Raw genomic sequence first — 25,402 nt, 5'->3', positions numbered from 1 at the left:
CCCTTTTATTTTATCCATTCCATGTTTATTTTTTTCTTTTTTGGCTAAAAGTAGATGTTATCCCGCCATTTTGTGTTGCTGTTATGTAAATTTTGACCGTTTGGTCCACTTTTTATTATCTGCGTACCAGAAATTCCAATAAACTTGCCACGCAAGCGTTTTCTGTCGTGATTTACCTGATCTTTTTGCTGCTTAACATCTTTTCAGGCCGCCAGGCTTGCAAAAGGATAATTAAAATATCCGTTTTGAGTTGACTTTTACCTGGCAAATCTCCAGAATGCCGCCGTTTGCCAAAAATCCGCTGGCAACACATTTGCATTGATTTATGACATGGTTGTGAATTAATATGCAAATAAAGTGAGTGAATATTCTCTGGAGGGTGTTTTGATTAAGTCAGCGCTATTGGTTCTGGAAGACGGAACCCAGTTTATCGGTCGGGCCATAGGGGCAACGGGTTCGGCGGTTGGGGAAGTCGTTTTCAATACTTCAATGACCGGTTATCAAGAAATCCTCACTGATCCTTCCTATTCTCGCCAAATCGTTACTCTTACTTATCCTCATATCGGCAATGTCGGCACCAATGCTGCTGACGAAGAATCTTCTCAGGTACATGCGCAAGGCCTGGTCATTCGCGACCTGCCGCTGATTGCCAGCAACTTCCGCAATACCGAAGACCTCTCTTCCTATCTGAAGCGCCATAACATTGTGGCGATTGCCGATATCGATACCCGTAAGTTAACGCGTCTGCTGCGCGAGAAGGGTGCACAGAACGGCTGCATCATCGCAGGGGACAACCTCGATGCGGCGCTGGCGCTGGAAAAAGCGAAAGCCTTCCCGGGCCTGAATGGCATGGACCTGGCGAAAGAAGTGACGACCACTGAAGCATACAGCTGGACGCAAGGTAGCTGGACGCTGTCAGATGACCTGCCGGAAGCGAAAAAAGAGAGCGAGCTGCCGTTCCACGTGGTCGCCTACGATTTCGGCGCCAAGCGCAATATCCTGCGCATGCTGGTTGATCGCGGCTGCCGTCTGACGGTGGTGCCGGCGAAAACCTCTGCCGAAGACGTACTGAAGATGAACCCGGATGGCATCTTCCTCTCTAACGGACCTGGCGACCCGGCACCGTGCGATTACGCTATCGATGCCATCAAGTCCTTCCTCGAAACCGATATTCCGGTATTCGGCATCTGCCTCGGCCATCAGCTGCTGGCGCTGGCGAGCGGGGCGAACACCATTAAGATGAAGTTCGGTCACCACGGTGGTAACCACCCGGTGAAAGACATCGACAACAACACGGTGATGATTACGGCACAGAACCACGGCTTCGCAGTAGATGAAGCGTCAATGCCGGCTAATCTGCGCGTGACGCACAAATCCCTGTTCGATGGCACCCTGCAGGGGATCCATCGTACCGATAAGCCAGCGTTCAGCTTCCAGGGACACCCGGAAGCCAGCCCGGGGCCGCACGATGCCGCACCGCTGTTCGATCACTTCATCGAACTTATCGAGCAATACCGTAAGACCGCTAAATAATCAGGAGCCGAGAAGACCATGCCAAAACGTACAGACATAAAAAGCATCCTGATCCTTGGCGCTGGCCCGATTGTTATCGGTCAGGCCTGTGAATTTGACTACTCCGGTGCACAGGCGTGTAAAGCCCTGCGCGAAGAGGGTTACCGCGTTATCCTGGTGAACTCTAACCCGGCGACCATCATGACCGACCCGGAAATGGCGGATGCAACCTACATCGAGCCGATTCACTGGGAAGTGGTACGTAAAATCATCGAGAAAGAGCGTCCGGATGCAGTTCTGCCGACCATGGGTGGCCAGACTGCACTGAACTGCGCGCTGGAGCTGGAGCGTCAGGGCGTGCTGGAAGAGTTCGGCGTGACCATGATTGGTGCGACCGCCGACGCGATTGATAAAGCAGAAGACCGTCGTCGCTTCGACGTGGCGATGAAAAAAATCGGCCTCGACACCGCACGTTCCGGTATCGCTCACAACATGGAAGAGGCGCTGGCCGTTGCGGCTGAAGTGGGTTATCCGTGCATCATCCGTCCTTCCTTCACCATGGGCGGCACCGGCGGCGGTATCGCCTACAACCGCGAAGAGTTTGAAGAGATTTGCGAGCGCGGCCTGGATCTCTCCCCAACCAAAGAGCTGCTGATTGATGAATCGCTGATTGGCTGGAAAGAGTACGAGATGGAAGTGGTGCGTGATAAAAACGACAACTGCATCATCGTCTGCTCCATCGAAAACTTCGATGCGATGGGTATCCACACCGGCGACTCCATTACCGTTGCGCCAGCGCAAACGCTGACCGACAAAGAGTACCAAATCATGCGTAACGCCTCGATGGCAGTACTGCGTGAAATCGGCGTCGAAACCGGTGGTTCTAACGTGCAGTTCTCGGTGAACCCGAAAACCGGCCGTCTGATTGTTATCGAAATGAACCCGCGCGTGTCCCGCTCCTCCGCGCTGGCCTCTAAAGCGACCGGCTTCCCGATTGCGAAGGTGGCGGCGAAACTGGCGGTCGGTTACACCCTTGACGAGCTGATGAACGACATCACCGGGGGCCGCACGCCTGCGTCCTTCGAACCGTCTATCGACTACGTTGTAACCAAAATTCCACGCTTCAACTTCGAGAAATTCGCTGGCGCGAACGACCGTCTGACCACCCAGATGAAATCTGTGGGTGAAGTGATGGCGATTGGCCGCACGCAGCAGGAATCCCTGCAGAAAGCGCTGCGCGGCCTCGAAGTGGGCGCGACCGGCTTCGATCCGAAAGTGAGCCTGGACGACCCGGAAGCACTGACCAAAATCCGCCGCGAGCTGAAAGACGCGGGCGCAGAGCGTATCTGGTATATCGCCGACGCCTTCCGCGCAGGCTTGTCCGTGGACGGCGTGTTCAACCTGACCAACATCGACCGCTGGTTCCTGGTGCAAATTGAAGAGCTGGTGCGTCTGGAAGAGAAAGTGGCGGAGCTGGGCATCAATGGCCTGGACGCTGACTTCCTGCGCATGCTGAAACGCAAAGGCTTTGCCGACGCGCGTCTGGCAAAACTGGCCGGCGTGCGTGAAGCGGAAATCCGCAAGCTGCGCGACCAGTATGACCTGCACCCGGTCTACAAGCGTGTTGATACCTGTGCGGCAGAGTTCGCGACCGATACGGCTTACATGTACTCCACGTATGAAGACGAGTGTGAAGCGAATCCGTCCGTTGACCGCGACAAAATCATGGTACTGGGCGGTGGCCCAAACCGTATCGGCCAGGGCATCGAGTTTGACTACTGCTGCGTACACGCCTCTCTGGCGCTGCGCGAAGACGGTTACGAGACCATCATGGTCAACTGTAACCCGGAAACGGTCTCTACCGACTATGACACCTCTGACCGTCTCTACTTCGAACCGGTAACTCTGGAAGACGTGCTGGAAATCGTGCGCATTGAGAAGCCAAAAGGCGTGATCGTGCAGTACGGCGGCCAGACGCCGCTGAAACTGGCGCGCGCGCTGGAAGCCGCAGGTGTGCCGGTTATCGGTACCAGCCCGGATGCCATTGACCGTGCAGAAGACCGCGAGCGTTTCCAGCAGGCGGTTGACCGTCTGAAGCTGAAACAGCCGGCAAACGCCACCGTGACTGCGATTGAACAAGCGGTTGAGAAGGCGAAAGAGATTGGCTACCCGCTGGTGGTGCGTCCTTCTTACGTGCTGGGCGGCCGCGCGATGGAAATCGTCTACGACGAAGCTGACCTGCGTCGTTACTTCCAGACGGCAGTCAGCGTTTCCAACGATGCGCCGGTGCTGCTGGATCGCTTCCTCGACGATGCGGTTGAAGTGGATGTGGATGCTATCTGCGACGGTGAAATGGTGCTGATTGGCGGCATCATGGAGCACATCGAGCAGGCGGGCGTGCACTCAGGCGACTCCGCCTGTTCTCTGCCAGCGTACACCCTGAGCCAGGAAATTCAGGACGTGATGCGTCAGCAGGTGCAGAAACTGGCCTTCGAACTGCAGGTTCGCGGCCTGATGAACGTCCAGTTCGCCGTGAAAGACAACGAAGTCTACCTGATTGAAGTGAACCCGCGTGCGGCACGAACCGTACCGTTCGTCTCTAAAGCGACCGGTATTCCGCTGGCAAAAGTGGCGGCGCGCGTGATGGCCGGCCAGACGCTGGCTCAGCAGGGCGTCACAAAAGAGATTATCCCGCCGTACTACTCTGTAAAAGAGGTGGTGCTGCCGTTCAACAAATTCCCGGGCGTTGACCCGCTCTTAGGGCCAGAGATGCGCTCTACCGGGGAAGTGATGGGCGTGGGCCGCACCTTTGCAGAAGCGTTTGCTAAAGCGCAACTGGGCAGCAACTCCACCATGAAGAAATCTGGCCGTGCGCTGCTCTCTGTTCGCGAAGGTGATAAAGAGCGCGTGGTTGACCTTGCTGCCAAGCTACTGAAACAGGGCTTCGAGCTGGATGCAACCCACGGTACGGCGATTGTGCTGGGTGAAGCGGGAATCAACCCGCGCCTAGTGAACAAGGTGCATGAAGGTCGTCCGCACATTCAGGATCGCATTAAGAATGGCGAATACACCTATATCATCAACACCACTGCGGGCCGCCAGGCGATTGAAGACTCCAAGCTGATTCGCCGCAGCGCGCTGCAGTACAAAGTGCATTACGACACCACCCTGAACGGCGGTTTCGCAACAGCCATGGCGCTGAACGCGGATGCCACCGAGAAGGTGATTTCGGTCCAGGAAATGCACGCCCAGATTAACAAGTAAGACAAATTGCCCGGTACCGTTCGGTTACCGGGCATTCTTCCCCTCTTCAGAACCTTCTGGTTTTCCATCCGCATTCAGTCAGTTAGCCTAAAATGGTTAGGTCGATAATGAAATTCAACTGAGAGCAGGGGAAAACACCATGCAAAATAAACTACTGATCGCTTCCGTTCTGGCTGCCACTGCAATGTTCACCGTAGCGGGATGTTCATCTAATCAGGCGGTGAAAACCACCGATGGCCGCACCATCATTACGGACGGCAAACCGCAGGTGGATGACGATACCGGTCTGGTGTCGTATAAAAACGCGGAAACGGGTCAAACCGAGCAGATTAACCGTGACCAGGTTAAATCCATGGGTGAACTGGATAATTAAAAAAAGCAGTGGCATCCGCCACTGCTTTTTTGCTTGATGCGGATGGATTACCAGCGGTGGTTTAACAAAATATGACCGCCGTAAGCGGCATAGTTGTTTTCACCCCATTCGCCGCTGGCGCGAAGTGAAATCGTCGTGGTCTCGTTAAGATTGCCGGTAATACCCAGCTCTACCTGACCACGATCCTCCGGCGTATCATTACTTACGGTTTCGTCGTTGAAGGCCAGATCGTTTTGACCTGCACCCTTCAGCCAGTTCACCGCAACGTATGGCTGCCAGGCCGTGACGTCCTTTTGCTGGAAATAGCTGGATTTCACACCCAGACGACCGAAGACGCTGTCGTTATCCAGAGTCGTCACCCGGACGCCATCGCGGTCCGTATGATTTTCCTGATCAAGATAGCTGTAGATCACCTGCGCCTGAGGCTCGATCTTCCAGGTACGCTCGTTTTCAGATGGGATAACCCACGCATGCCCGACTTCAACAGACGCGGCAAAACCTTCGCTGTTGTAATCTTCATCGTTGCGGTTGCTGGTCACTTTGTTGTTGTACCAGCTGTAAGCGGCCCAGGTATCAATGTAGCTGCCCAGGCGTAATTTCTGATCTTCCTGCCAGGTGGCGTAGAGTCCAACGTTGAAGCCATCGACTTTACCCTGTGCGTCACGCACGTTGTGTTTCGCATCTGAGTGGGTCTTCGCCTGGCCTGCACCGAACATGCCACCGGCACGCAGGATACCGCTGTCCATTGGCTTGCTGAGGAAATCGCTGCCGACTTGCAGAACGGTGGTCGTGGTGTCGTAGCTGACTTTATCGCCGCCTGCATCATTTTCATGGTAACGACCTTTAACATACATCCAGGTATTCAGATCGTCTTCGTTACGGAAAGTGAGCTGATCGCGATCGTCACGTTTGTGCAGGAACATACTCTGAGCAGCCAGATAGTTGCCTAAATACGCGCCCACTTCAGGTGCCATCACTTCTGGTGCTGGGGTATTGCCGCCGCCGTTATCGGTATTATTACCACCGTCGCCGTTATCATTGCCGCCGCTGTTGCCGCCATCGTCGGTATTGCTGCCATTGTCACTGTTACCGCCATTATCAGTGTTACCGCCATCGTCGGTATTGCCACCGTTGTCGGTATTATCTCCGTCATCGGTATCATCTGTTGGATCGACAGGTGGCGTGGCCTTCGATTCCAGGTACCAGTTCCCGTCACTATGCTGGTAAAGAGAGTATTCGTATGCGCCTGCCACAACCGGTTTGGCCAGCGTCAGCTGTGCTTCAGAGCTGCCGGCGACGCTGACAATCTCCATGCCGTTCACGGTCTGTGCGCCAAGTCCACCCATGTTGCTGACGGTCACACCGGACTGGCCAAAACTGCTGCCGGTTATTGTGAGATGATCGGTAGGTGCCGTGTCAGTACCCAGCTCGCTGTTTAACACAATCTGGCTACCTTCTGCGCCGGTATAGTCACCAGTGATGGTAAAGTCATTACCAACGCTGTGGTCGGCTGCACTGAGCAAAAGCGTGCCGCTGTTGGTCACGTTGCCGTTAATGGTATCAATGCCGGCGTCTCTGAGGGTTGCATTACCCTCAATTGCATTCCACGCTGCCAGCGTACCGCCGCTGAGAATAGTGATGTTGTTGTAGACGGTTCCTGCGGTGGCAAACTTTGCCCCGTTCTGCACGGTGAGAGTGGCATTGCTGTTTTCAACACCTAACGTTGCGCCTGCCGCTACCAGCGTTGTGCCGTTTCGCAGGGTCGTATCGCCGGTATAGCTGTTGTTGCCGGTAAGCGTCAGCGTATTCGCATCAACTTTCTCTACGTTTCCGCTGCCGATCATGTCGGTAGAAAACGTAAAATTGCCTCCCTGGTTAAAAATAACCGTACCATTGTTGGTTAGGCCACCGCTGAGACTTGCCATACCTTCGCCATTGCCCAGCTGGAGCGTGGCTTCATTCGCCACCAGCGTATTGCCAGCATTGGAAACGGTACCCGCCAGGGTCAGGTTGCCGCTATTCACCTGCAGTGAATCACCTGCACCAATAATGTCGACGTTACCCGTCAGCGTCCAGTCTTCACCGTTCATTTTGACGGAGGCGAAACCATCGCCTTCGTTCAGTCCGATAAAATTGCTGTCTTCTGTACCGGTGCCTACCAGGGTCAGGGTGTTACCTTTCGAGACTGTCGAAATAACGTCACCTGATAATGATGAGCCAGTATTAAGCACCAGGGTGTTATTTTTATCGCTGGCAAAAAATACTGCCGCATTTCCACCCCCGAGCGAACCGCTATTCGTAATATCAACTTTAGCGTTACCTGAGACATAAATACCGTTCTGCGTGCCTTCAATAACACCACTATTTAAGACTTTTGTATTGCCACTACTTAAAGCAATACCATCACCGTCAATACCCGTGATTTTGCCATCATTGTTGATGCCTAACCCTGTCTCGGCGCTCAAACCCGTTTTGCCTTTAATCAATCCTGATTCGGTATTAGTGATATTGATAGCAGATGATGACTCACTAATGAAAATACCTTTTTCAGCACCCGTTATATTTCCACTATTATTGAAGTCACCCAGTAAAGACTCCACATTTACTGCGTTTGCGCTGGTAGAAGAAATTGTTGCACCGACTTCATTTTCAACAACAACACGCTGGGCGCCGGTGTTAATATCAAGACCGTTGGCCGCTCCAGATATATTACCTTTATTTGTTACTGATGTGACATCAATACCTGATACGGATACGGCTGCTTTATTGCTTGAGGAAGAAATCGTTACATCTTTATTGATAACATATTCGGTATCAGCGGAAAAATCTTGTGGGACGGAAGTAGACTGTTCAATAATTCCTGCTGAGGTTATTGCTGGTGTGAATGCCAATATGGCGGGGAACAGTCTTCCGAGCATTCTGGTTGTTCTGTTAAGTTCAATGCGTATATTACTCATGCACACATCCATTTGAATGAAAAGTTCGTGAAATGTTCAGGTTAATAATTGCGTATACATTTCTGAAGAGCGGTTATCGCAAAACCATCTAAAATTATTATTTTTTCAATAGGTTATGTATACTTTGTTTTATTAAAAAGTCGTTTTAAGAATGCTTAATATTTCAGTGTGGTAAATGTAAAATTGGTTAGATATTTCTGGCGACTATGGATTCCTGTTTGTTCAAAGACGCACATATATGAACAACATTGATGGTTAAAGAAGCAGTTACGCTACTTGCGATTTGCCGACACCAGGCAATGGGAGACTTTCAGTGAGCGAGTTAAATGTCTACACTCACTGCTACCAGAGAGAACGGAACCGTAAAGACAGGCTAACTGATGATTCTGATAATTTATGCGCATCCCTATCCGCATCACTCCCATGCGAATAAGCGCATGCTTGAACAGGTAAGGACACTCGACAACGTAGAGATACGTTCCCTCTATCAACTTTATCCTGATTTTAACATCGACATCGCCGCCGAACAGGAGGCGCTCACTCGCGCCGATCTGATTATCTGGCAACACCCGATGCAGTGGTACAGCACACCTCCGCTCCTCAAATTGTGGATCGACAAAGTCTTTTCCCACGGCTGGGCGTATGGTCACAACGGGCATGCGCTGAAGGGAAAAAGCCTGATGTGGGCTGTGACCACCGGTGGAGGAGAAAGCCACTTCGATATTGGCTCTTTCCCGGGTTTTGAGGTGCTGGCACAACCGCTTCAGGCGACAGCACTCTACTGTGGTCTTACCTGGCTTCCTCCTTTTGCTATGCACTGCACATTTGTTTGTGACGATGAGACGTTGCAGGCGCAGGCTCGTCATTATAAACAACGCTTACTTGAGTGGCAGGAGACGCACAATGGATAGCCATACGCTGATACAGGCGCTGATTTACCTTGGCGCGGCGGCGCTGATTGTGCCCGTGGCGGTTCGCCTGGGGTTGGGCTCTGTGCTGGGCTACCTGATCGCCGGGTGTGTTATCGGACCCTGGGGATTCCGCCTGGTCACCGACGCGGAGGCGATCCTGCATTTCGCCGAAATTGGTGTCGTGCTGATGCTGTTTGTCATTGGTCTGGAACTTGACCCGCAGCGGTTGTGGAAGCTGCGCGTTTCAGTATTTGGCGGCGGGGCGCTACAAATGGCAGCCTGTGGTCTGCTGTTGGGCGGCTTCTGTATTCTGCTGGGAATGGACTGGAAAGTGGCAGAGCTTATTGGCATGACGCTGGCACTCTCTTCGACGGCGATTGCCATGCAGGCAATGAACGAGCGAAACCTGACCGTTTCACAGATGGGACGCAGTGCGTTTTCGGTGCTGCTGTTTCAGGATATCGCGGCGATTCCTCTGGTGGCGATGATCCCGCTGCTGGCCGCAAGTGGGGCCTCCACCACGCTCGGCGCTTTTGCCCTCTCTGCGTTGAAAGTGGTCGGTGCGCTGGCACTGGTTGTCCTGCTTGGCCGGTATGTAACACGTCCGCTGCTTCGATTCGTCGCCCGCTCCGGGCTGCGGGAAGTGTTCAGTGCCGTGGCGCTGTTCCTGGTGTTTGGTTTTGGTCTGCTGCTGGAGGAAGCCGGGCTGTCGATGGCGATGGGAGCCTTCCTCGCGGGCGTTCTGCTGGCCAGCTCAGAGTACCGACACGCGCTTGAAAGTGATATCGAGCCATTTAAAGGACTGCTGCTGGGGCTGTTTTTCATCGGGGTCGGGATGTCTATCGACTTTGGCACGCTGGTCACGCATCCACTGCGGATCCTCATCCTGCTGGTCGGTTTCCTGGTCATCAAAATGGTGATGCTGTGGCTGATCGCCCGTCCGCTGAACGTGCCTGGCAGACAGCGTCTTTGGTTCGCCGTGCTGCTCGGACAGGGAAGCGAATTCGCGTTTGTGGTTTTCGGCGCGGCGCAAATGGCCAATGTGCTCGATCCCGAGTGGGCGAAAGCGCTGACGCTGGCGGTTGCGCTGTCGATGGCTGCAACGCCGATCCTGCTGGTGCTGCTGACGCGTCTGGAAAAAACCGGCAGCGAACAGGAACGTGAGGCCGATGAGATCGATGAGGAACAGCCGCGGGTCATCATCGCCGGATTCGGTCGCTTTGGGCAGATCACCGGTCGTTTACTGCTCTCAAGCGGGGTAAAAATGGTCATCCTCGATCACGATCCGGACCATGTGGATACCCTGCGTAAGTTCGATATGAAAGTCTTCTACGGCGATGCAACGCGTGTCGATCTGCTGGAATCAGCCGGGGCAGCGAAAGCGGAAGTCCTCATCAACGCGATTGACGATCCCCAGACCAGTATGCAGCTGGTTGAACTGGTGAAGGAGCATTTCCCGAACCTGACCATTATCTCCCGCGCGCGCGATGTGGATCACTATATCCAGCTGCGACAGGCGGGGGTGGACGCACCCGAGCGTGAAACCTTCGAAGGGGCGCTTAAGTCTGGCCGCATGGCGCTGGAAAGTCTGGGCCTGGGCGCGTATGAAGCGCGCGAGCGTGCGGACCTGTTCCGCCGCTTCAATACCGATATGGTGGAAGAGATGGTGGCGATGGCGGGCAGTACGGCCACAGAGCGTGCGGCGGTGTTTAAACGCACCAGTGCGATGCTGACAGAGATCATTAACGAGGATCGTAATCATCTGTCGCTGGTGCAGCGTCATGGCTGGCAGGGAACGGAGGAGGGCAAGCATACCGGCGATCCGGCGGACGAACCGAAGAGTAAACCTTCCGCGTGAAGTGGAGTTGCCAGCAATATTAAAAAATTTCTCTCTCTTTACCATGCCGCCAGTCGACGAAAGATTAAGCTTTCCGTATAGTGGCGGCAATTTTTTGCATCCGGGAAATTTTCAATGATCAGTCTGATTGCAGCGCTGGCGGTGGACCGTGTTATCGGTATGGAAAATGCCATGCCGTGGAACCTGCCTGCCGATCTCGCATGGTTTAAACGTACGACGTTAAACAAGCCGGTAGTGATGGGCCGCCTGACCTGGGAGTCGATTGGTCGCCCATTGCCGGGCCGTAAGAATATCGTGATCAGTAGCCAGCCAGGCACTGACGATCGCGTCGAATGGGTGAAATCCGTGGACGAGGCGATTGCCGCGTGCGGTAACGCCGAAGAGATCATGGTGATTGGTGGTGGGCGTGTATATGAGCAGTTCCTGCCAAAAGCGCAAAAGCTCTATCTGACGCATATTGATGCGGAAGTGGAAGGCGATACCCATTTCCCGGACTACGATCCGGACGAGTGGGAATCGGTATTCAGCGAATTTCACGACGCGGATGCGCAGAACTCACACAGCTACTGCTTCGAGATTCTGGAACGTCGCTAGTTGATAGACCCTCTCCCGGCCGGGAGAGGGAATTCACTCTCAGGAGGCGACCGCCTCGCCTTCCCCCAGGTCCAGCTGTCGGTTGGACGGCTGCACGAAGTATGTTTTATCTTCCCAGCGTAAGCAGGTTAAATCCCCGCCCCAGCAACAACCGGTATCAAGACCGTAGATCCCTTCCGGCGTGCCTTTCCCTTCTAGCGCGGCCCAATGACCAAACACCACGCTGTACTCACTGGTGACCGGCCCGGGAATCGCAAACCACGGTTTAAGCGGTGCAGGTGCGCTCTCCGGCGTCTCTTTTGAGTACATATCCAGTTGCCCGTTCGGGAAGCAGAAACGCATCCGTGTGAACGCGTTCGTGATAAAACGCAGGCGCGCCAGACCGCTCAGATCTTCACTCCAGTGATTTGGCATGTCGCCGTACATGGCATCAAGGAAGAAGGGATAGGAATCGCTCGCCAGCACGGCTTCTACGTCACGCGCGCAGGTTTTTGCCGTCTCAAGATCCCACTGTGGGGTGATCCCGGCGTGTGCCATGACCAGTTTTTTCTCTTCATCGATCTGCAACAGGGGCTGACGACGCAGCCAGTTGATCAGTTCGTCGGCGTCTGGCGCCTCCAGCAGCGGGGTGAGGCGATCTTTCGGCTTATTGCGGCTGATGCCGGCAAAGACGGCGAGCAGATGCAAATCATGGTTGCCCAGCACCATGCGAACGCTGTCGCCCAGCGATTTTACGAAGCGTAAAACCTCCAGGGAGCCTGGCCCACGCGCCACTAAATCGCCCGTCAGCCAGAGAATATCCCGTCCTGGCGTAAAGTCGACCTGTTTTAATAATGCGATCAGTTCATCGTAGCAACCGTGAACGTCGCCAATCAGATATGTAGACATTAGATTAATGAATGAGTGTTGTAACGGCGAGACGGAACACAGGAATAGCAACGCGGAACACATTGCCATCGACGTCGACCATTTCATAATGGCCTTGCATGGTACCCAGCGGTGTTTCAATTACTGCACCGCTGGTGTACTGATACTCTTCGCCAGGGGCGATGTGGGGCTGTTCACCAACCACACCTTCACCCTGAACTTCGATTTCACGGCCATTGCCGTTAGTGATAAGCCAGTAACGCCCGAGCAGTTGCACAGGCATCCGCCCCAGGTTGCGAATGGTCACGGTGTAGGCGAAAACAAAACGTTCTTCATCGGGTGAGGACTGCGACTCAACGTAAACGCTTTGTACCTGGACACAGACGCGGGGCGAATCAATCATGGCTTAACTCTCCTTCGGCGGCGCATTTTCGCTAATGTAATTAGCCAGTTTACAGTACTGCTCAACAGAGATGTTTTCTGCTCGCATTGCCGGGTCAATGCCCAGCTCGGCCAGCACGTCAACGGTGAACAGATTGCCGAGGCTATTACGGATCGTTTTACGGCGCTGGTTAAAGGCTTCTGTGGTGATGCGGCTCAGTACGCGCAGGTCTTTGACCGGGTATGGCATCGTTTTATGCGGCACAAGGCGCACAACCGCAGAGTCGACTTTTGGCGGCGGCGTGAAGGCAGACGGCGGCACTTCGAGTACCGGGATCACATTGCAGAAATATTGTGCCATCACGCTTAAACGACCATACGCTTTACTGTTCGGCCCTGCAACCAGACGGTTTACCACCTCTTTTTGCAACATGAAGTGCATGTCGGCAATGGCATCAGTATAGCTAAAGAGGTGGAACATCAGCGGCGTGGAGATGTTATAGGGCAGGTTACCGAATACGCGCAGCGGCTGACCCATTTTTTCCGACAGCTCGCCAAAATTCATGGTCATGGCATCTTGCTGATAAATCGTCAGCTTCGGCCCAAGGAACGGGTGCGTTTGCAGACGAGCAGCGAGATCGCGGTCGAGTTCGATAACGGTCAGTTCGTCCAGACGTTCGCCGACGGGTTCAGTCAGTGCTGCCAGACCGGGGCCGATTTCAACCATCGCCTGGCCTTTTTGCGGATTAATGGCCGAGACAATACTGTCGATCACGAACTGATCGTTGAGGAAGTTTTGCCCGAAGCGTTTACGGGCTAAGTGGCCCTGATGGACTCGATTAGTCATTGAGTATTAACAATCATTTTGATGGCGAGATTAAGCGCCGTAATAAAACTGCCGACATCCGCTTTTCCCTGGCCTGCCAGATCGAGCGCAGTACCGTGGTCAACGGACGTTCGAATAAAAGGTAAACCGAGGGTGATATTCACACCGCGGCCAAAGCCCTGGTATTTTAGCACGGGCAGGCCCTGATCGTGGTACATCGCGAGCACGGCATCGGCATTATCCAGGTATTTGGGCTGGAAAAGGGTATCGGCAGGCAATGGACCGCTCAGGTTCATCCCTTTCGCCCGCATTTCATTCAGCACCGGAATGATGGTGTCGATCTCTTCAGTCCCCATATGCCCGCCTTCACCGGCGTGTGGGTTCAGGCCACAGACCAGAACGTGCGGCTGTTTAATACCGAATTTGGTCTGCAGATCGTGATGCAGTATCCCGATGATCTCCCGCAGCAGTTCAGGGGTGATGGCGTCAGGAATGGCCTTAATCGGCAGATGGGTTGTTACCAGAGCCACCCGCATCGCTTCCGTCGCCAGCATCATCACCACTTTCGGGGTGTGCGATCGCTCTTCAAAAAACTCGGTATGTCCGGTGAACGGAATACCGGCTTCGTTAATCACCCCTTTGTGCACGGGGCCCGTAATCAGGGCAGCAAATTCACTCTTTATGCAACCATCGCAGGCGCGCGCCAGGGTTTCGACAACATAGTGGCCGTTTTCAGTGCTGAGCTGACCCGGAATAACAGGAGTACGAAGAGGGACGGGAAGAAGCGTGAGCGTTCCGGCTTGCTGCGGTGCAGGCTGCTGGCCTTCAACGTAGGGGATAAGCGTTAAAGGCAGACCGAGCAGTGAAGCCCGGTCTTGTAACAGTGTTGCATCAGCACAGACGACCAGTTCCACCGGCCAGCTACGTTGGGCAAGCTGGACCACGAGGTCAGGCCCAATCCCGGCGGGTTCGCCGGGGGTGATCACAACACGATGCTGTTTCATTAGTTGCTCAGAACTTTCACGTAAGCGCTGGCGCGTTGTTCCTGCATCCAGGTTGCCGCTTCTTCAGAGAACTTACGGTTGAACAGCATACGATAGGCTCTGTCTTTCTGCGCTGCGTCGGTTTTATCAACGTTGCGGGTATCCAGCAGTTCGATCAGATGCCAGCCAAAGGAGGAGTGTACCGGCGCACTCATCTGGCCCTTGTTCAGCTTCATCAGCGCATCGCGGAATGCCGGATCGTAGATATCCGCCGCCGCCCAGCCCAGGTCGCCGCCCTGGTTAGCAGAGCCAGGATCCTGAGAGAACTCTTTTGCGGCATTCGCAAACGACGTTTTTCCGCTCTTAATGTCCGCAGCAATCTGTTGCAGCTTCGCACGCGCCTGATCGTCTGTCATGATCGGTGACGGTTTCAGCAGAATGTGGCGAGCATGAACTTCGGTGACGGAGATGTTCTGGCTCTGACCACGCAGGTCGTTGACTTTCAGGATGTGGAAGCCAACACCTGAACGGATTGGACCCACGATGTCGCCTTTTTTCGCCGTGCTCAGCGCCTGGGCAAAGATGGATGGCAGTTCCTGAATACGTCCCCAGCCCATCTGGCCGCCTTTCAGCGCCTGTTGGTCTGCAGAGTAGGTAATGGCCAGCTTGCCAAAGTCACTGCCGTTACGTGCCTGCTCAACGATAGCGCGCGCCTGGCTTTCCGCTTCTGCGGCCTGGTCAGACGTTGGGTTCTCTGGCAGCGGGATCAGAATGTGGCTCAGGTTCAGCTCGGTGCTGGCATCGTTCTGGTTGCCCACCTGTTTTGCCAGCGCGTCGACTTCCTGCGGCAGGATGGTGACGCGGCGACGAACTTCATTGTTACGCACTTCTGAGATCAGCATCTCTTTACGGATCTGATTACGGTAGGTTGAATAGCTGATGCCATCATAGGCCAGACGACTACGCATCTGATCCAGGGTCATATTGTTCTGCTTAGCGATGTTAGCGATCGCCTGATCAAGCTGCTCGTCAGTGATCTTCACGCCCATTTTCTGACCCATTTGCAGGACAATCTGATCCATGATCAGACGTTCCAGGATCTGATGGCGCAGCGTTGCGTCATCCGGAAGTTGCTGACCCGCCTGGCCCGAATTGAGCTTCACAGATTTCATCAAACCGTCAACGTCACTTTCGAGCACGACACCGTTGTTAACCACAGCGGCGACCTTATCAACAACCTGGGGGGCCGCGAAGCTGGTATTCGCAACCATAGCGACACCGAGCAGCAGCGTTTTCCAGTTCTTCATACTTTTTCCATTTCAATTAACCGCAAAGCGGATTACGTTGCAAAACAAGCACATTACAAGGAACTGCGGTACGGCAGAATGTTCGAGCGCAGCATCTGCTGCGTGCCCAGGCCGTAGTTGGAGCTCAGGCCGCGCAATTCGACATTAAAGCCAATCACGTTATCGTATTTGCTCTGATTGTTTTGAGTATCCCAGCCGTTAAGTTTGCGTTCGTAGCCGACACGCAGCGCGTAACAGCAGGAGTTATATTGCAGACCAACCATCTGGTCAGCAGGCTTGTTGGCGTTAGTGTCAAAGTAGTATGCGCCCACAATTGACCAGCGGTCAGCGATTGGCCAACTGGCTGCACCACCCACCTGCGAAATCCCGTCTTTATACTGTTCACTGGTGGCATAGTTCGGCAATGTTGCCTGAATATATTCCGGGCTGGCGTAACGATAGGTCAATTGCACCATACGATCTTCATCGCGACGGTACTCGACGGCTGCACTGCTGGTCGCAATATTGTCGAGACGCGTGTCGTACTGCAGACCCCCGCGTAAGCCCCAGCGATCGGTCATGCGCCAGTAGGTATCGCCCGCCCACACCAGCGAACCTGTTTTGTTGTCTTTCTCCCAGTTGATATTGTCATCACCGGTACGAGACTCGGTGAAATAGTAGATTTGACCAACAGAAACGTTAAAACGTTCAACGGCAGATTCATCATAAACGCGTGTTGTGACGCCGGTCGTTAACTGGTTCGCGGAAGCAATACGGTCGAGACCGCCGTAGGTACGGTCACGGAACAGGCCACTGTAGTCAGACTGCAGGAAAGCGGAGTCATAGTTCTGGATTTTGCTCTGATCGCGATAAGGCACGTACAAATACTGCATACGTGGCTCAAGCGTCTGCGTATACCCATCCGCCAGCAGACCCATATCGCGCTCGAAGATCAGCTTACCGTCCATTTTGAATTGTGGAAGTACGCGGTTCACGGATTCGTCAAGGTCGGTGCCATAACGGTTGTTATACCAGTCCACATTTTTCTGCTGGTAATGGGTCGCCATCAGCTTGGCTTCGGTATTCAGACTCGACCAGTTGTTCGACAGCGGTAAATTGATCGTTGGTTCTAAATGAACACGCGTGGCTTCCGGCATGTCCGAGTTGGTATTGACGAAATGCACTGCCTGAGCGTAGACGCGGGTATCGAATGGACCAACATCGTTCTGATACCAGTTCACATCCAGCTGCGGTTCTGCACCGTAAGTGCTGGTATTTTGACTGTCGAAGACCTGGAACTGCTTCGTTGACACCGTGGCGTCGAAGTTCTGAACGGCGTAACCAGCACTGAAAATCTGTGTAGCATAGCCATCGGTACTCGAACCGTATTTGGAATCGAAGTCGTTAAAATAGTAAGGATCGCTGACTTTGGTGTAGTCGACATTAAAACGCCAGACCTGGTCCATCACTCCGGCATGTTGCCAGTAATACATCCAACGGTGTTTATCACCTTCTGTTGGGTGCTCATCCTGGAAGACCTTATCTGATGGCAGATAATCCAGTTCCATCAAACCGGTACCCGCCTGGGTCAGATAGCGGAACTCGTTTTCCCACATGACGTTGCCGCGCTTATGGATATAGTGCGGCGTGATCGTGGCGTCCATGTTGGGCGCGATGTTCCAGTAATACGGCAGATAGAACTCAAAATAGTTCGAGGTGCTGTATTTGGCATTTGGGATCAGGAAGCCTGAACGACGTTTGTCGCCCACGGGAAGTTGCAGGTACGGGCTATAGAAAACCGGCACCGGGCCGAGTTTAAACCGGGCGTTCCAGATTTCTGCGACCTGTTCTTCACGGTCGTGAATTACCTCACTTCCGACCACGCTCCAGGTATTCGAACCCGGCAGACAGGAGGTGAAGGAACCGTTTTCCAGAATCGTATAGCGGTTTTCACCGCGCTGTTTCATCAGATCTGCTTTACCACGCCCCTGACGACCCACCATCTGGTAATCACCTTCCCAGACGTTAGTATCTTTGGTGTTCAGGTTTGACCATGCTTTCGGACCTTTCAGGATGACTTGATTGTCGTCATAGTGCACATTACCCAGCGCATCCACCGTTCGTACCGGTTCGGCCGCACCTTCCGGCTGCTTCTGGTGCAACTGCACTTCATCTGCCTGCAGGCGGCTATTGCCCTGATTAATATCCACACTGCCCGTAAACGTGGCATTGTCAGGATAGGTTCCTTTAGAACTGTCGGCAGTAATGGTTACCGGCAAGCTATTTGTATCGCCACTCACCAGTGGGCGATTATAACTTGGGACGCCAAGCATACATTGCGAGGCAAGATCGGCCGCCAGCCCCTGTTGACTGTACAGGGCGGTGCCAATCATTGTGGCCAGGAGGGTGGGGATACGTTTTTTCATACGTTATATTTTAGTGTTCCGTCATCAGTGGCTACGGCTTACAAACGCTCAGAGACTATCTTACTCATCAGCGCAGTACCAGCGTTAATCCTGCCCGTTTGCGTGCCAGAGTGTTAGGCTCGCTATCGAATGACGAGTATGATAATGCAAATTATAGGCGATGTCCCTCAATTGACCGTGGCTCGACCACTGTAATGATGGCGTTGCGTCGACAAGGGACATGACTATCCGGGGAGTATATGCAGTATTGGGGTAAAATCATCGGCGTTGCGTTCGCCATCATCATGGGTGCCGGGTTTTGGGGCATCGTGCTTGGCCTGATTATTGGCCATATGTTCGATAAGGCACGCAGCCGCAAAATGGCGTGGTTCGCCAACCAGCGCGAGCGTCAGTCCCTCTTTTTCTCTACCACCTTTGAGGTGATGGGGCACTTAACCAAATCAAAAGGGCGGGTAACGGAAGCCGATATCCAGATTGCCAGCGTATTTATGGACCGCATGAATCTGCACGGGGAATCTCGTGTGGCGGCGCAAAATGCGTTTCGCATCGGTAAATCGGATAACTATCCGCTGCGCGAAAAAATGCGTCAGTTCCGCAGTATCTGTTTCGGCCGTTTTGATTTAATTCGGATGTTTCTGGAGATCCAGATTCAGGCGGCGTTTGCCGACGGGTCTCTTCATCCTAATGAACGCGATGTGTTATACGTGATTGCCGAAGAGCTGGGGATCTCCCGCATGCAGTTCGACCAGTTCCTGCGCATGATGCAGGGCGGCGCACACTTTGGTGGCGGCTATCAACAGCATCAATCCTCTGGCGGCGGCTGGCAGCAGGCGCAGCGAGGCCCGACGCTGGAAGACGCCTGTAACGTGCTTGGCGTGAAACCTTCGGATGATGCGACAACCATCAAGCGCGCCTATCGTAAGCTGATGAGTGAACATCACCCGGATAAACTGGTCGCGAAGGGCTTACCGCCAGAGATGATGGAGATGGCGAAGCAAAAAGCGCAGGAAATCCAGAAAGCGTACGAGCTAATAAAAGAGCAGAAAAATTTCAAATAAAAAATGGCCCGACACAGTCGGGCCATTTTTTTAGAAGTCCACCGGGGCTTTAAACGTCATTGCGTTGCCAAACGCCGGGTGGGTGATGGTGAGCGTCTGGGCATGAAGCTGCAAACGCGGCGCTGAAGCCAGCGCCTCCGGGGGGGCGTAAAAACGGTCTCCCAGAATCGGGTGCCCCAGCGCGAGCATATGCACACGCAACTGATGTGAACGCCCGGTAATGGGCTTAAGCAGCACGCGCGCGGTGTTATCCGGCGCGTACTCCAGCACTTCATACTCGGTTTGCGCGGCCTTGCCCGTCTCATAGCACACCTTCTGCTTTGGCCGGTTTGGCCAGTCGCAAATCAGCGGCAGATCCACCAGCCCTTCCGCCTGCGCGGGATGGCCCCAGACGCGTGCGACATATTGCTTTTTCGGCTCACGCTCGCGGAACTGGCGTTTGAGTTCACGTTCAGCCGCTTTGTTCAGCGCCACCACAATCACGCCGCTGGTTGCCATGTCCAGGCGATGAACGGACTCCGCCTGGGGATAATCACGCTGAATACGTGTCATCACGCTGTCTTTGTGCTCATCCAGACGCCCCGGCACGGACAACAGGCCGCTTGGCTTGTTGACCACCATAATGTGCTCATCCTGATAAAGGATAACCAGCCACGGGTCTTGCGGCGGATTGTAAGGCTCCATCACCATCTTGTGCTCCGGTTACTGATGCGTCACAACGATAAGACGCAGGGCATCCAGACGCCAGCTTGCCTGATTCAGGCTTTCCAGCACCTGCTGACGGTTGCTCTCAATCGCGGTCAGTTCGTCATCACGGATGTTTGGGTTCACCGCTTTTAACGCTTCCAGACGAGACAGCTCTGCTGACAGTTTCTCATCGGCTTCCTCGCGTGCGGCATCAATCAGCGTCCTGGCCGCTTTTTCGATCTGCGTTTCACCCAACTGCAGAATGGCGTGCACGTCCTGTTGTACGGCGTTGACCAGTTTGCTGCCCGTGTGGCGGTTTACTGCGCTCAGCTGGCGGTTGAAACTCTCGAATTCAACCTGTGCAGCCAGGTTGGTGCCGTTTTTATCCAGCAGCAGACGCACTGGCGTTGGCGGCAGGAAGCGGGTGAGCTGCAGCTGTTTCGGCGCTTGCGCTTCCACAACATAGATCAGCTCCACTAGCAGCGTACCAACGGGTAATGCTTTGTTTTTCAACAGGGAAATCGTGCTGCTACCCGTGTCGCCGGAAAGGATCAGGTCGAGGCCGTTGCGGATCAACGGGTGTTCCCAGGTGATGAACTGCGCGTCTTCGCGAGACAGCGCCACGTCACGCTCAAAGGTGATGGTGCAACCATCCTCCGGCAGGCCCGGGAAATCCGGAACCAGCATATGATCGGATGGGGTCAGCACGATCATGTTCTCGCCGCGATCGTCCTGGTTAATCCCGACGATGTCGAACAGGTTCATGGCGAAGCTGATCAGGCTGGTGTCGTCATCCTGCTCTTCAATGCTTTCGGCAAGCGCCTGCGCTTTCTCGCCACCGTTGGAGTGGATTTCCAGCAGGCGGTCACGTCCCTGCTCCAGCTGCGCTTTCAGGGCCTCATGCTTTTCGCGACAGGATTTGATCAGCTCATCAAAACCGTCCGTATTTTCCGGCGCTGCCAGGTAACCGATCAGATCCGTATGCACCTGATCGTAAATGGTGCGTCCCGTCGGACAGGTATGTTCGAACGCGTCCAGACCTTCGTGGAACCAGCGTACCAGCACCGACTGAGCGGTTTTTTCCAGGTAAGGGACGTGGATCTGAATATCATGCGCCTGACCGATACGGTCCAGACGGCCGATACGCTGTTCCAGCAGGTCGGGGTTGAACGGCAGATCGAACATCACCAGGTTGCTGGCGAACTGGAAGTTACGCCCTTCAGAACCGATTTCAGAGCACAACAGAACCTGTGCGCCGCTGTCTTCTTCACTGAACCAGGCCGCGGCGCGGTCACGCTCGACAATGGACATGCCCTCATGGAACACGGCGGCTCGAATACCTTCGCGCTCGCGCAGAACCTGCTCCAGCTGCAGCGCGGTGGCCGCCTTGGCGCAGATCACCAGCACTTTCTGTGAACGATGAGCCGTTAAGTAACCCATCAGCCATTCAACACGCGGGTCGAAGTTCCACCAGGTTCCGGTATCGCCTTCAAATTCCTGATAAATCTGCTCCGGGTAGAGCATGTCGCGCGCACGTTCTTCCTGGCTTTTGCGCGCCCCCATAATGCCGGAGACTTTTATTGCCGTCTGATACTGCGTCGGCAGCGGCAGCTTGATGGTGTGCAGTTCGCGTTTCGGGAAGCCCTTCACGCCGTTACGGGTGTTACGGAACAGCACGCGGCTGGTGCCGTGGCGGTCCATCAGCATATCGATCAGCTCTTTACGCGCGGAACCCGCGTTGTCGCTGTCACTGTTGGCTGCCTGCAGCAGCGGCTCAATATCCTGTTCGCCAATCAGATCGCTCAGGGTGTTGAGTTCGTCATTCGAGAGGCGTTTGCCCGCCAGCAGCATGGCGACAGCATCGGCAACCGGGCGGTAATTATTCTGTTCTTCGACAAACTGCTCAAAGTCATGGAAGCGGTTTGGATCGAGCAGGCGCAGACGGGCGAAGTGGCTCTCCAGCCCCAGCTGTTCCGGCGTTGCGGTCAGCAGCAGGACGCCCGGCACGCGCTCGGCAAGCTGTTCAATCGCCATGTATTCACGGCTCGGTGCCTCTTCGCTCCAGACCAGGTGGTGCGCTTCGTCGACCACCAGCAGATCCCACTCTGCGTCGCACAGATGCTCAAGACGCTGCTTGCTGCGGCGCACGAAGTCCAGGGAGCAGATGACCAGCTGTTCGGTTTCAAACGGGTTGTCTGCGTCATGCTGGGCTTCGGCGTAGCGCTCGTCGTCAAACAGCGAGAAACGAAGGTTAAAGCGGCGCAGCATCTCAACCAGCCACTGATGTTGCAGCGTTTCCGGTACCACGATCAGCACGCGCTCGGCGGCGCCAGAAAGTAGCTGTTGATGCAGGATCATACCGGCTTCAATGGTTTTACCGAGGCCCACTTCGTCTGCCAGCAGTACGCGAGGCGCATGACGACGACCAACGTCATGGGCGATATTCAGCTGATGAGGGATCAGGCTGGTGCGTTGACCACGCAGGCCGCTCCACGGCATGCGGTACTGTTCACTCTGGAATTTACGTGCGCGATAGCGCAGGGAGAAGCGATCCATACGGTCGATTTGCCCGGCAAACAGGCGATCCTGCGGCTTGCTGAAAACCAGTTTGCTGTCGAGCAGCACTTCACGCAGGATGACATTGCTCTCGTCAGTGTCGAGGCGAGTCCCAATGTAGGCGAGCAGACCATTCTCTTCTTTTACGTCTTCAACCTTTAGCTGCCAGCCGTCGTGGCTGGTCACGGTGTCACCTGGATTGAACATCACGCGGGTAACAGGGGAGTCATTGCGAGCGTACAGGCGGTTTTCACCGGTAGCAGGGAAAAGGAGGGTGACCATGCGTGCATCGACTGCAACCACGGTTCCCAATCCAAGTTCGCTTTCTGTATCGCTGATCCAGCGTTGACCAAGTGTAAAAGGCATATATGTTCGGCTCTAATCTTTAATTGCAGGCAATAGTTCAACCACCGTCAAAAAAGACGGTCATCGAAAAATGGGTCCGGGAGTGGAAAGGGCGCTATGGTACTGGATGGCAGCGATTTCGTCACGTGTCAAAATAGGCCAAGTTGCCCTGTCACTAGTGTAGCAAAATCGTCGTCAATGAACGGCAAAATTCCATCCGCGACGGGCTGAAGCTGGCGCGTCAGGTAGTGGTCGTAGTCCAGCGCAGAGTGTTGATAATCCACGGGCTCTGGCCCGTTTGTCGTCCAGACATACTTAATGGTGCCCCGGTTCTGATACTGCGGGGCGCGCCCCCGACGGACGTTCTCTTCATCCGCCAGACGCGCGGCGCGGACGTGCGGCGGAACGTTACGCTGATACTCGGCCAGCGGGCGGCGCAGGCGTTTGCGATACACCAGCTGGTTGTCGAGCTCGCCGGCCATCAGGCTGGCTATCGTCTCGCGGACGTAGTCCTGATAAGGCTCATTACGAAAGATCCGCAAATAGAGCGTTTGCTGGAACTGCTGAGCCAGCGGAGTCCAGTCTGTGCGCACCGTCTCCAGCCCTTTAAACACCATGCGTTGCTTTTCACCTTCCTGAATCAGTCCGGCGTAGCGTTTCTTGCTGCCCTGATCGGTTCCGCGGATAGTGGGCATTAAAAAGCGGCTGAAATGCGTTTCATACTCCAGCTCTAACGCACTGGTTAACCGCTCTTTTTGCAAATGCGCTTGCCACCAGTCGTTCACGAAGGCGACCAGCTGTTTGCCAATTCGCGCGGCTTCCTCTTCGGCGTGCGCGCCCTTCAACCAGACGAAGGTGGAGTCGGTATCGCCATAGATCACTTCATAGCCCTGGGATTCGATCAGCGCCTTTGTCTGGCGCATGATCTCATGCCCGCGCATGGTGATAGACGAGGCGAGACGCGGGTCGAAGAAGCGACAGGCGCTGGTGCCCAGCACACCGTAAAAGGCATTCATGATAATTTTCAGCGCCTGAGAAAGCGGCTTGTTGCCGTGGCGCTTGGCCTCGTCGCGCCCGTGCCAGATCTGTCCCACGATCTCCGGCAGGCAGTGTTTCTCCCGTGAGAAACGCGCCCCCAGAAACCCGTCGGTGCTGTGCATATCGTCCGGCTGCGCCATCCCCTCTACCAGCCCCACCGGATCAATCAGAAAGGTGCGGATAATCGAGGGGTAGAGGCTTTTGTAGTCCAGTACCAGCACGGAGTCATACAGTCCCGGCCGGGAATCCATCACGTAGCCGCCAGGGCTTGCCTGCGGCGGCACGTCCCCCAGGTTCGGTGCGACGTAGCCTGCCCGGTGCATGCGGGGAAAGTACAGATGGCTGAATGCCGCCAAGGAACCGCCGTGCCGATCAGCGGCAAGACCGTTCACTGTGGCGCGTTCCAGCAGAAAAGGCATGATCTCGGTTTTGTGGAAAATCTGCGTAACCAGCTCACAATCTTTCAGGTTATAGGTGGCAAGTGCCGGTTTGTCTTCGTTGAAGCGGCGGTCGATCTCATCCATTCGGTCCCACGGGTTATCAATGGATTTCCCTTCCCCCAGCAGCTCCTGCGCCACTGCCTCCAGCGAGAAGGAAGAGAAATTCCAGAATGCGGATTTCAGCGCCTCGATGCCGTCGATAATCAGGCGACCGTTGGCCTGTGCGAAGAAGACGCCGTTTTTGAAACCGTGCTCGCGCCATTCCAGTTCGCTATGACCCCGCCCAAGCATGAGCGGGATGCGGTAACGCTCGGCGTGTTTTTGCAGTACCCGCAGGTCGAACTGCACCACGTTCCAGCCGATCAGGACATCGGGATCGCGATCGGCAAACCACTGGTTCAGTTTTTCCAGCAGCTGTGGCCGACTGTTGACGTACTCCAGCCGGAAGTCCAGCTCGGAGGCATCGCCATTCGGTGGCCCGAGCATATAGACAACCCGGTCGCCGCAGCCTTCAAGACCAATACAGTACAGTTCACCGTGACGGGTGGTTTCGATGTCCAGTGAGACCCATTTCAGCGGCGGACGGTAGTGCGGGTTGGGTTTCAGGCGGGCGTTAATCAGCCCGCCGTTGTGCGCTGTGCCATCAACCCAGACAGGGGCGGTAATAAACCGCTCCATCAGAAAACGTTCCGGGGGACGAATATCGGCCTCGTACAGGGTGACGCCCGCCTCGCGCAGCAGTTTTTCATAGCGCATCAGCTGGCGATGGGCGCGACAATAGAGACCGTAAACCGGCTGGCGATGGAAATCTTTCAGCTCAAGTGGCGTGATGCGCCAGTTGTTTTCACCGCGCAGTAGCTGCTTTACTTTGTCGACGTGGGCTTCAGGAATAAATGCCACGGATTCCTGTGGAGGCAGGGTAACGCGCAGCGGGCCGTTGTCCGTCGCCAGCCAGAACTCCACCTCTGTTCCCTGAGGCGTATCCCGCCAGTGTCGGGTCAGTAAAAAACCTTCTTGCGCCTGCGTCACGCCGTTATCCC

18 protein-coding genes are annotated in these 25,402 nt (G+C 54.7%); 8 read left to right on the top strand and 10 right to left on the bottom strand.

The window, feature by feature from the left end; all coding sequences use genetic code 11:
- The first annotated feature begins 384 nt into the window (after positions 1–384).
- From carA to ACOTX3_RS11670, 3 genes are all read left to right on the top strand, one after another.
- Positions 385–1,533 carry a glutamine-hydrolyzing carbamoyl-phosphate synthase small subunit gene (gene carA / locus ACOTX3_RS11680; RefSeq protein ID WP_023620045.1) on the top strand — a complete coding sequence of 383 codons (1,149 nt, stop codon included), beginning with the start codon at positions 385–387 and terminating at the stop codon, positions 1,531–1,533.
- Positions 1,534–1,551: 18 nt separating this feature from the next.
- Positions 1,552–4,776 (top strand): carbamoyl-phosphate synthase large subunit, encoded by a 3,225-nt coding sequence (gene carB / locus ACOTX3_RS11675; protein WP_013095532.1) that lies wholly within the window; start codon positions 1,552–1,554, stop codon positions 4,774–4,776.
- Positions 4,777–4,915: 139 nt separating this feature from the next.
- Positions 4,916–5,149: a YgdI/YgdR family lipoprotein gene (locus ACOTX3_RS11670; protein WP_013095533.1), complete on the top strand. Its 234-nt coding sequence runs from the start codon at positions 4,916–4,918 to the stop codon at positions 5,147–5,149.
- 47 nt (positions 5,150–5,196) lie between these two features.
- Here the strand turns inward: ACOTX3_RS11670 and ACOTX3_RS11665 are convergent, their stop codons facing one another.
- A complete protein-coding gene (locus ACOTX3_RS11665; protein WP_234355676.1) occupies positions 5,197–7,614 on the bottom strand; it encodes an autotransporter outer membrane beta-barrel domain-containing protein in 2,418 nt (805 codons plus the stop codon).
- A 67-nt stretch (positions 7,615–7,681) separates the two neighbouring features.
- On the opposite strand from ACOTX3_RS11665, the gene ACOTX3_RS11660 reads away from it, so the two are divergent.
- From ACOTX3_RS11660 to folA, 4 genes are all read left to right on the top strand, one after another.
- Entirely contained in the window at positions 7,682–8,122 is a 441-nt protein-coding gene (locus tag ACOTX3_RS11660; protein ID WP_162185059.1) for a hypothetical protein, read from the top strand.
- A 364-nt stretch (positions 8,123–8,486) separates the two neighbouring features.
- Positions 8,487–9,017 carry a glutathione-regulated potassium-efflux system oxidoreductase KefF gene (kefF, locus tag ACOTX3_RS11655; protein ID WP_023620041.1) on the top strand — a complete coding sequence of 177 codons (531 nt, stop codon included), beginning with the start codon at positions 8,487–8,489 and terminating at the stop codon, positions 9,015–9,017.
- Positions 9,010–10,875, top strand: coding sequence for a glutathione-regulated potassium-efflux system protein KefC (kefC, locus tag ACOTX3_RS11650; protein WP_058678753.1), 1,866 nt, complete (start codon positions 9,010–9,012; stop codon positions 10,873–10,875). Before kefF ends, kefC begins: the two co-directional genes overlap by 8 nt.
- A gap of 114 nt (positions 10,876–10,989) precedes the next feature.
- The gene (gene folA, locus ACOTX3_RS11645; RefSeq protein ID WP_008502023.1) at positions 10,990–11,469 is read left to right on the top strand and encodes a type 3 dihydrofolate reductase; all 480 of its coding nucleotides are present in this window, start codon (positions 10,990–10,992) and stop codon (positions 11,467–11,469) included.
- A 39-nt stretch (positions 11,470–11,508) separates the two neighbouring features.
- Here folA and apaH read toward each other — a convergent pair whose 3' ends face one another.
- Genes apaH through lptD form a run of 6 tightly spaced genes read right to left on the bottom strand, consistent with a single transcriptional unit; the run spans position 11,509 to position 18,238 of the window.
- Positions 11,509–12,357, bottom strand: coding sequence for a bis(5'-nucleosyl)-tetraphosphatase (symmetrical) ApaH (gene apaH / locus ACOTX3_RS11640; RefSeq protein ID WP_013095538.1), 849 nt, complete (start codon positions 12,355–12,357; stop codon positions 11,509–11,511).
- A 4-nt stretch (positions 12,358–12,361) separates the two neighbouring features.
- The gene (apaG, locus tag ACOTX3_RS11635; RefSeq protein ID WP_013095539.1) at positions 12,362–12,739 is read right to left on the bottom strand and encodes a Co2+/Mg2+ efflux protein ApaG; all 378 of its coding nucleotides are present in this window, start codon (positions 12,737–12,739) and stop codon (positions 12,362–12,364) included.
- 3 nt (positions 12,740–12,742) lie between these two features.
- Positions 12,743–13,564: a 16S rRNA (adenine(1518)-N(6)/adenine(1519)-N(6))-dimethyltransferase RsmA gene (gene rsmA, locus ACOTX3_RS11630; RefSeq protein WP_013095540.1), complete on the bottom strand. Its 822-nt coding sequence runs from the start codon at positions 13,562–13,564 to the stop codon at positions 12,743–12,745.
- Positions 13,561–14,547, bottom strand: a complete 987-nt coding sequence (gene pdxA, locus ACOTX3_RS11625) for a 4-hydroxythreonine-4-phosphate dehydrogenase PdxA (protein WP_057071063.1) — start codon at positions 14,545–14,547, stop codon at positions 13,561–13,563. Before pdxA ends, rsmA begins: the two co-directional genes overlap by 4 nt.
- Positions 14,547–15,833 (bottom strand): peptidylprolyl isomerase SurA, encoded by a 1,287-nt coding sequence (surA, locus tag ACOTX3_RS11620; protein WP_013095542.1) that lies wholly within the window; start codon positions 15,831–15,833, stop codon positions 14,547–14,549. The genes pdxA and surA overlap by 1 nt, the downstream gene beginning before the upstream one ends.
- Before the next feature lie 53 nt (positions 15,834–15,886).
- Positions 15,887–18,238, bottom strand: a complete 2,352-nt coding sequence (gene lptD / locus ACOTX3_RS11615) for an LPS assembly protein LptD (RefSeq protein WP_058678754.1) — start codon at positions 18,236–18,238, stop codon at positions 15,887–15,889.
- A 239-nt stretch (positions 18,239–18,477) separates the two neighbouring features.
- Here lptD and djlA point away from each other — a divergent pair, with 239 nt between their 5' ends.
- Complete coding sequence (djlA, locus tag ACOTX3_RS11610) at positions 18,478–19,296, top strand: co-chaperone DjlA (protein WP_013095544.1); 819 nt, start codon at positions 18,478–18,480, stop codon at positions 19,294–19,296.
- Positions 19,297–19,326: 30 nt separating this feature from the next.
- Here djlA and rluA read toward each other — a convergent pair whose 3' ends face one another.
- From rluA to polB, 3 genes are all read right to left on the bottom strand, one after another.
- The gene (gene rluA / locus ACOTX3_RS11605) at positions 19,327–19,986 is read right to left on the bottom strand and encodes a bifunctional tRNA pseudouridine(32) synthase/23S rRNA pseudouridine(746) synthase RluA (protein WP_020688480.1); all 660 of its coding nucleotides are present in this window, start codon (positions 19,984–19,986) and stop codon (positions 19,327–19,329) included.
- A gap of 12 nt (positions 19,987–19,998) precedes the next feature.
- Positions 19,999–22,905: an RNA polymerase-associated protein RapA gene (gene rapA / locus ACOTX3_RS11600; protein WP_045292756.1), complete on the bottom strand. Its 2,907-nt coding sequence runs from the start codon at positions 22,903–22,905 to the stop codon at positions 19,999–20,001.
- A gap of 128 nt (positions 22,906–23,033) precedes the next feature.
- The gene (gene polB, locus ACOTX3_RS11595) at positions 23,034–25,391 is read right to left on the bottom strand and encodes a DNA polymerase II (RefSeq protein ID WP_058678755.1); all 2,358 of its coding nucleotides are present in this window, start codon (positions 25,389–25,391) and stop codon (positions 23,034–23,036) included.
- Positions 25,392–25,402: the final 11 nt, after the last annotated feature.

This window comes from Enterobacter cloacae complex sp. IR5384 (assembly GCF_049237265.1).
GTDB lineage: Bacteria > Pseudomonadota > Gammaproteobacteria > Enterobacterales > Enterobacteriaceae > Enterobacter > Enterobacter cloacae.
This window is presented reverse-complemented; position numbering and strand designations above follow the sequence as displayed.

Excerpts from the sequence above, each read along its gene's own strand:
- rluA (WP_020688480.1), bottom strand. The coding sequence starts at position 19,986 with ATGGTGATGGAGCCTTACAATCCGCCGCAAGACCCGTGGCTGGTTATC.
- ACOTX3_RS11660 (WP_162185059.1), top strand. The coding sequence starts at position 7,682 with ATGAAAATACCTTTTTCAGCACCCGTTATATTTCCACTATTATTGAAG.
- pdxA (WP_057071063.1), bottom strand. The coding sequence starts at position 14,547 with ATGAAACAGCATCGTGTTGTGATCACCCCCGGCGAACCCGCCGGGATT.
- folA (WP_008502023.1), top strand. The coding sequence starts at position 10,990 with ATGATCAGTCTGATTGCAGCGCTGGCGGTGGACCGTGTTATCGGTATG.
- surA (WP_013095542.1), bottom strand. The coding sequence starts at position 15,833 with ATGAAGAACTGGAAAACGCTGCTGCTCGGTGTCGCTATGGTTGCGAAT.
- kefF (WP_023620041.1), top strand. The coding sequence starts at position 8,487 with ATGATTCTGATAATTTATGCGCATCCCTATCCGCATCACTCCCATGCG.
- apaH (WP_013095538.1), bottom strand. The coding sequence starts at position 12,357 with ATGTCTACATATCTGATTGGCGACGTTCACGGTTGCTACGATGAACTG.
- lptD (WP_058678754.1), bottom strand. The coding sequence starts at position 18,238 with ATGAAAAAACGTATCCCCACCCTCCTGGCCACAATGATTGGCACCGCC.
- rapA (WP_045292756.1), bottom strand. The coding sequence starts at position 22,905 with ATGCCTTTTACACTTGGTCAACGCTGGATCAGCGATACAGAAAGCGAA.
- ACOTX3_RS11670 (WP_013095533.1), top strand. The coding sequence starts at position 4,916 with ATGCAAAATAAACTACTGATCGCTTCCGTTCTGGCTGCCACTGCAATG.
- apaG (WP_013095539.1), bottom strand. The coding sequence starts at position 12,739 with ATGATTGATTCGCCCCGCGTCTGTGTCCAGGTACAAAGCGTTTACGTT.
- rsmA (WP_013095540.1), bottom strand. The coding sequence starts at position 13,564 with ATGACTAATCGAGTCCATCAGGGCCACTTAGCCCGTAAACGCTTCGGG.
- kefC (WP_058678753.1), top strand. The coding sequence starts at position 9,010 with ATGGATAGCCATACGCTGATACAGGCGCTGATTTACCTTGGCGCGGCG.
- carB (WP_013095532.1), top strand. The coding sequence starts at position 1,552 with ATGCCAAAACGTACAGACATAAAAAGCATCCTGATCCTTGGCGCTGGC.
- djlA (WP_013095544.1), top strand. The coding sequence starts at position 18,478 with ATGCAGTATTGGGGTAAAATCATCGGCGTTGCGTTCGCCATCATCATG.